This is a genomic window from Burkholderia sp. Tr-20390 (assembly GCF_017104595.1).
Classification (GTDB): domain Bacteria; phylum Pseudomonadota; class Gammaproteobacteria; order Burkholderiales; family Burkholderiaceae; genus Burkholderia.
On the sequence record NZ_JAAGPC010000405.1, the window covers coordinates 1 to 1,210 of the forward strand.

Consider the following 1,210-nt stretch of genomic DNA (forward strand, 5'->3'; position numbering starts at 1 on the left):
TTGCGATGGCGCCGGCGAGCGGCGCGGCGGCGAGGGCGGCAAGACGCTGCAGCACGCGGCGGCGCGGCGGGGCGGAAGAGGGATTCATCGGCGGGGTGTCCTCGGTGATCCGCGCGCAGGCGGCGCGGCTGCCGGGCAGGTTACGGAATCGGTTTCCGGCCGACAAACATCGAATCGTGCAATGCATATTCGCGCGGCGACGGCCGACCTCGCCGCGTCGCCGCCCGCGCCGCATGCGGGCGTCAGGCGGGGCTCACGCGGCCGACGGAACCGTCCGCAGGAACGCGCGCACCGCCGGCGCCTTCTCGAAGCGCCGGTGCGCGAGCGCCAGTTCCGACGTGATCGGCTTGCCGGCGATCGGCCGGTACACGACGCCCGGCAGCGACACGCAGCCGGCGAGCGCATCGGGAATCACCGCGACCCAGCCATTCACGGACACGCACGCGAGCACCGCGAGCAGGCCGCCCGGACGGGCGGCGATCAGCGGCGCGAAGCGGCCGCGGCGCGCGACGTCGAGCGTGCCGCGCTCCTGTTCGGGTACCGCGAAGCGCGCGTCGGCGAGGTCGGCCGCGCGAATGGACGACATCGACGCGTAGCGCGACCCGGCCGGCACTGCGGCGACGAACACGTCGCGCTGCAGCGTGACGACCCGCAGGCCGCCGGGCAGCGGCAGCGGCGGGCGCACGTACGCGAGGTCGAGCCGGCCCGTGTCGAGCTGGTTCGCGACGTCGTCCATCGGCACTTCGCGCAGGTTCAGCTCGATGCGCGGGTGCGCGTCACGAAACGCGCCGACGGTGCGCTGCAGCGTGCCCGAATAGACGGCGGACGACACGTAGCCGATCTCGATCCGGCCGAGTTCGCCGCGCTCGGCCAACGCAGCGAGTTCTCGGCCGCGCTGCAGGTGCTCGACCGCGGCGCGTGCCTCGGCGAGATAGGCCTCGCCGGCCGCGCTCAGCGTGACCGCGCGGCGCGACCGGTGAAAGAGGCGCACGCCGAGCACGCGCTCGGCTTCCTGGATCTGCCGCGTGAGCGCGGGCGGCGCCATGTCGAGCGCTTCGGCCGCGCGGGCGAAGTGCAGGTGCTGCGCGACGCTCAGGAACGCGCGTACGTGACGGAATTCGAGCCGGTCCATGATTGCAATTTTTGTCAATAAAACAGCATCGGCGTGTCAATGACAGGCAATACGGGCCAAGCCTAGCATACGGCTCGT

At 72.3% G+C, this 1,210-nt stretch carries 1 protein-coding gene; it reads right to left on the reverse strand.

The window, feature by feature from the left end:
• Nucleotides 1-253: 253 nt before the first annotated feature.
• Nucleotides 254-1,132, reverse strand: a complete 879-nt coding sequence (locus tag G3N98_RS39250; protein ID WP_206151122.1) for a LysR family transcriptional regulator — start codon at nucleotides 1,130-1,132, stop codon at nucleotides 254-256.
• Between the last annotated feature and the right edge of the window lie 78 nt (nucleotides 1,133-1,210).

Bases quoted from the DNA above. Each gene is read 5' to 3' on its own strand.
- G3N98_RS39250 (WP_206151122.1), bottom strand. From the start codon at position 1,132: ATGGACCGGCTCGAATTCCGTCACGTACGCGCGTTCCTGAGCGTCGCG.